This is a genomic window from Nonomuraea turkmeniaca (assembly GCF_005889735.1).
Taxonomy (GTDB): domain Bacteria; phylum Actinomycetota; class Actinomycetes; order Streptosporangiales; family Streptosporangiaceae; genus Nonomuraea; species Nonomuraea turkmeniaca.
In genome coordinates, this window is the sequence record NZ_VCKY01000407.1 from 1 (window position 1) to 5094 (window position 5094).

Consider the following 5094-nt stretch of genomic DNA (forward strand, 5'->3'; position numbering starts at 1 on the left):
CCGGGGGGCTGGGGGGCGGGGGCGTGGCCGAGCAGGCGCATCAGCGCCTCTCCTGCCTCGGGCCGCCGGGACGGGTCCTTGGCCAGGCAGTCCCGCACCAGCGCCCGCAGCCCGGGGTCCTCGATCGGCCCGACGTCCGGCTCGGTGTGCAGGATCCGGTTGACGACCGCGGGCAGGCTGTCGTGCCCGAACGGCGCCTGCCCCGACGCCGCGTACAGCAGCGTGCACGCCCAGGCGAACATGTCTGACTTCGGCCCGGGACTCGACTGGGTGAGCTGTTCGGGCGCCATGTACGAGGGTGTCCCGATCGCCGTACCGGTGAGCGTCGAGCTGAGGTCGAGCGCCCTGGCGATGCCGAAGTCGATCACCCGGGGGCCGTCGGAGGCCAGGACCACGTTCGACGGCTTGAAGTCGCGGTGCACGATGCCGGCCTGGTGGATGGCGACCAGCGCGGTGATGGTGCCGATGGCGAGCCGGTGCAGGGAGGTGCCTGAGCGGGGCCCTTGGGTGCGGACGACGTCGGCGAGGGTGGGGCCGTCGATGTACTCGCTGACGATGTACGGCCGCCCGCCGAACAGCCCCGTCTCGATGACCTGCGCGGTGCAGAACGGCGCCACCCGCCTGGCCATCGCCACCTCGCGCACGAACCGTTCCGACGCCTCGGCGTTGCCGGCCAGGTCGGCGCGCAACAACTTGAGCGCGACCTGGACACCGTCCGGGGCGGTGGCGAGGTAGACGATGCCCTGCCCGCCCTCACCGAGGCGCCCGACCAGCGTGTACTTCCCCACCGACGCGGGATCCCCTGGCCTTGGGTCCGCGAGGTCCGGCATTGACGACTCCCACATATGGCGCCTTTCTCGCCATTCTGGTGCGTCTCGCGGTCCCTCGTCACCCGTTATGACGGGTTAGATCGCGTCCACGATCGCCCTAGGGGCATGGAGGTGGAGCCGGCGCCCGGCCCGCGGCAGGTATACGAGCTCGGCGCCGAGGTCACCGGCGAGCCGCTCCGCGCAGCCGGCCCGCCCGTCGGCGTACAGCACGGTCACCGGCACGTCGGGGAACGGCTTGTCCTCCCTGATGCGGTGCAGGTCGGCGGCCATGTCGCGGCGGGCCAGCCACTCCCCCGCCACGGCCGCGGGCACCTTGCCCATGCGGTAGACGCCGAGCGGGTCGGGCACGCCGGCGAGCCTGCGGTGCGCGGCCGGTCCCGCCAGGCGGGCCACCGCGGTGGCACCCCACGTGCCGCCCAGGGCCGGCAGCCACCTGCCGGCGGCCCTTGCGGCGGCCTGCGGCCGGCGGCCGTCCGGGCATACAGGGTCGACGAACACGAGTTTGGCCACGCAGAGCGGGTGAAGACGGGCGAACGCCTCCGCATGCCAGCAGGACACGCCGTGGGCGACGACGGTGACCTGCTCCGGGTGGGCGGGGGCCAGCGCGGCCAGGCGGGCGACCTCGGCGTACAGAGTGGGCGGAGCCGGGGAACGCGGGCTGAGGCCGAGCCCCGGGCGGTCGAAGCGGATGACGCGGCGGGTGCCGGCCAGGTGGCCGGCCACCGCGTCCCAGTGGAACCAGGCGCCCGCCGGCCCGGCGGTGATGAGCACCGCCGGTCCATCGCCTTCCTCGACGACGTGCGGCGTGCCGTGCCCGGGGGGCTGCCGGTCGGTGACGAGCAGGCGCAGCGCGGCGTACACCAGCCAGACGGCGATGAGCGTGAGCTGTGCGCGGTGCGCGAGCCCCGCGCCGCGTCCGGCGGCGAGCGCGGCCGCGGTGAGCGCCGTGGCGGCCAGTGTCAGCCAGGCGAGCAGCCACGCCGTTCGGGTCCGCCATCGCGTCGCCAGGAGCGCCATCGCGGTCACGCCCCCGCCGGTCGCGAGCGCCCCGGCCAGGAGATGCGCGTGATGGGCGATGGACAGGCCCTGCCGCCCGCAGGCGGGATCGCTCAGCGCGGCGCAGTCCAGGGGGAGCACCGCGGCGACGATGGTGAAGAGCGCGTACGCGGCCAGCGCCAGCCAGCCCGGCCACTCACGCTCCACCCGGGGCACGAGTGCCACGCCGAGCAGGCAGGCCAGGCCGGACAGGGCGTCGCTGACCCGGAACAGGTGTGTCCACGGCTGGTCGCGGGCGGCCAGCTCGGTGACGTACCCGTGGGTCTTGTCGACTCCCGGCGTGGTGAACTGGCCGGTGATCCAGGCGCTGCCCAGCACGGCCGCCACGATGAGCGCGGAGGCCGCGAGCACGTACAACCTTCGCTCCACGTGATCATTAGATCACTTTGGGCGAACGTCGCCCAGGAGCGACGGGGAAGCCGGTGGCGAACGCGTCGGGGACGTCGAGATCCGCGATCGCCACGCGCGGCTTGGGCATGTCGGAATGCTCACAACAGCCGTGCTCACAGCAGCCCTCGTGCGAGCACCGGCATGGTCGGCGCTCGTGCCTTCGGCCGGCCGGACACGAACGGCGTCCTGCCGGGCTCAGCCCGGGATGAGGCCCTGATCGCCCAGCATCTCCCGGACCTCCTCGATCGAGGCGTCCGCCGGGGGAAGAATCAGCTCGGACGGCTCGAGGCTGTCGTCGGGCAGCGACTTGCCCACGTGACGCACCTTGTCGAGCAGTGCGTGCAGCTTGACGCGGAAGGCCTTCTCGTCGCCGATCTCGATGGCCGCCTCAAGCTCGCTGTCCAGCTCGTTGAGCACGGCGATGTCGTCGGCGGAGATCTCCACCTGGCCCTCGCCCATGATCCTGACGATCATGCGCCCTCCCCGGGCTGGCGCAGCTGCTGGGTCTGACCCTGGCCCTGCTGCTGAGGCTGCGCCTGGGGCTCGGCCTGCTGCTGCGGCTGCCCCGGCTCGATGGCGGACTTCGGCGCCGGGCCCTGGCCCAGCTCGGCCTTCATCCTGGCGAGCTCCAGCTCGACGTCCATGCCGCCGCCCATGCGGTCGAGCTCGGCCTGGATGTCGTCGCCCTTGGTGCCGGTGAAGTCGTCGAGCGCGCCGCTGGCCAGCAGCTCGTCGATGGCGCCCGCGCGGGCCTGCATCTGCGCGGTCTTGTCCTCGGCCCGCTGGATCGCCAGGCCGACGTCGCCCATCTCTTCCGAGATGCCGGAGAACGCCTCGTTGATGCGCGTCTGCGCCTCGGCGGCGGTGTAGGTCGCCTTGATCGTCTCCTTCTTCGTACGGAAGGAGTCGACCTTGGCCTGCAGGCGCTGGGAAGCCGTCGTCAGCTTCTCCTCCTCGGCCTGCAGGTTGTCATGCTGGACCTTGAGGTCGGCCATCTGCGTCTGCAGGCTGGACCGACGCTGCAGCGCCTCACGGGCGAGGTCCTCACGTCCCACGGACAGCGCCTTGCGGCCCTGCTCCTCCAGACGCCTGGAGGACTGCTCGAGACCGTTGATCTGCAGCTCCACCCTCTTGCGCGACGTGGCCACGTCGGCCACCCCCCGGCGCACCTTCTGCAGCAGCTCCAGCTGCCGCTGATAGGAGTAGTCCAGGGTCTCGCGCGGATCCTCCATCTTGTCCAAGGCCTTGTTGGCCTTGGACTTGAAGATCATCGAAAGTCTCTTCATCACGCTCATGCGCGTCGGCCGTCCCCTTCTAGGTCGTGCTGGTGGTCACCCAATGCAGCGCAGCCGCCTTGGGATTACCCTACGCATAACGCACGGGGGCGTCACTAAGTTGCAGTCCAGGTAGGGTTGACGTCGTGTTGCGACGCCGTTCCCAAACCTCCGTGGACGACACCCCCGTCCCCATTGACGATCCTAAGCCCCAAGGTAAAGGTCGTCCCACACCCAAGCGCCGGGATGCCGAAGGCAAACGACGCCAGCCGGTCAATGCGCCGAAGGACCGCAAAGAGGCCTATCGGAGCATGCGAGCCAAGCAGGCCACCGAGCGCGAGAAGGCCCGCCAGGGCATGCTCGCAGGTGACGAGCGGTATTTTCCCGCTCGCGACAAGGGTCCCGCGCGCAAGTTCGCGCGTGACTGGGTCGACTCGCGGCGGCTGCCGAGCCAGTATTTCCTGCCGTTCTCGCTAGTGATCCTGCTGGCCACGTGGGTTCCGTGGCCCATCGAGATCCGGGCGATGGTGCTCAACCTGGTGGTCGCGGTCGGCTGGCCGATCATGATGCTGGGCGTGCTCTTCACCTCCGTCTTCGTGGCGTGGCGGGTGAAGCGTCTGGTGGCGGAGAAGCTGCCGAACGAGCCGCTCCGGGGGGTGGGGTTCTACGCGGCCATGCGGGCGCTGCAGATCCGCAAGCTGCGCTTCCCGCCGCCCGCGGTGCTGCCCGGCGGCAAGCCGGTCAAGAAGAAGAAGTAGCCGCTCGCCCGACTCCGCCCGGGACGGCTACGACTCGACGTTGTCCCAGCGCAGCACGCCTCGCTTGACCGCGGGCCGCCAGCCGTCGACCTCCTTGCCCTGCTCCAGGGCGTCGGCGACGGCCCGCAGCAGCGCGTCGGAGGACGGCAGGCGGGGGCCCATGCCGGAGATCGTGTCGTCCCATCCGACGGCGCCGCCGGCGGAGTCGACCACGGCGTACTCCATGTCCTCCGAGTCGCGGTCCGCGAAGTGGAGAAACGGGATCATCCGGCCGTTCCAGTATTCGGTCGCGGGATCGGTCCCGAGGTCGGTGCGGTCCCACGAGCACAACCAGCGCCAGGTGTCCCTGATCTCCCTGATGGTCAGGGCGCCGGCGCCGGTGAACCAGAAGCCGAACACCGAGTGCCCGCGCGAGCCGTTGTGGCGCAGCAGCGAGGCCCGCAGGTCATCGGGGAAGTCCACGCCCATCTGGGACTCGGCGACGGCGATCGTGCGCGCCCTGCCGGGTCCGCCGAGGGCCCGGTACGTGCGGGGCGCGTTCGCCTTCAGCCATCGCTCGATCCGCCGCCACTGCCGGTCCACGGCCCGTTTGACGGCCGGGTCGATCGGCCGGACGGTGATCGGGCGCCGGGCCGGCGAGCAGTTGGGATCGGGTCTCTCGACCGGCGGCCAGGTGGGGACGACGGCGGGCACCGGCCGCGGCGTTTGCGTGACGGGCGGCCCAGTGACTCCGGGAGTGGCCGGGCCGGTGACTCCGGGACTGGCCAGGCCGGTGGGGGCGGGCGT

6 protein-coding genes are annotated in these 5094 nt (G+C 71.5%); 1 reads left to right on the forward strand and 5 read right to left on the reverse strand.

What is annotated here, in order from left to right; translation table 11 throughout:
- From ETD86_RS52435 to ETD86_RS52450, 4 genes are all read right to left on the reverse strand, one after another.
- Positions 1 to 830, reverse strand: an 830-nt coding sequence (locus ETD86_RS52435; RefSeq protein ID WP_170223778.1) for a serine/threonine-protein kinase, incomplete at its 3' end; no start/stop codon positions are given.
- A gap of 75 nt (positions 831 to 905) precedes the next feature.
- Positions 906 to 2255: an alpha/beta fold hydrolase gene (locus ETD86_RS52440; protein WP_138674083.1), complete on the reverse strand. Its 1350-nt coding sequence runs from the start codon at positions 2253 to 2255 to the stop codon at positions 906 to 908.
- A 216-nt stretch (positions 2256 to 2471) separates the two neighbouring features.
- Positions 2472 to 2750, reverse strand: coding sequence for a PspA-associated protein PspAA (pspAA, locus tag ETD86_RS52445; protein WP_138674084.1), 279 nt, complete (start codon positions 2748 to 2750; stop codon positions 2472 to 2474).
- Positions 2747 to 3571, reverse strand: coding sequence for a PspA/IM30 family protein (locus tag ETD86_RS52450; RefSeq protein ID WP_211370884.1), 825 nt, complete (start codon positions 3569 to 3571; stop codon positions 2747 to 2749). The genes pspAA and ETD86_RS52450 overlap by 4 nt, the downstream gene beginning before the upstream one ends.
- Before the next feature lie 152 nt (positions 3572 to 3723).
- On the opposite strand from ETD86_RS52450, the gene ETD86_RS52455 reads away from it, so the two are divergent.
- Positions 3724 to 4308 (forward strand): DUF3043 domain-containing protein, encoded by a 585-nt coding sequence (locus ETD86_RS52455; protein ID WP_246149496.1) that lies wholly within the window; start codon positions 3724 to 3726, stop codon positions 4306 to 4308.
- A 27-nt stretch (positions 4309 to 4335) separates the two neighbouring features.
- Here ETD86_RS52455 and ETD86_RS52460 read toward each other — a convergent pair.
- Positions 4336 to 5094, reverse strand: a 759-nt coding sequence (locus tag ETD86_RS52460; RefSeq protein WP_211370885.1) for an SMI1/KNR4 family protein, incomplete at its 5' end; no start/stop codon positions are given.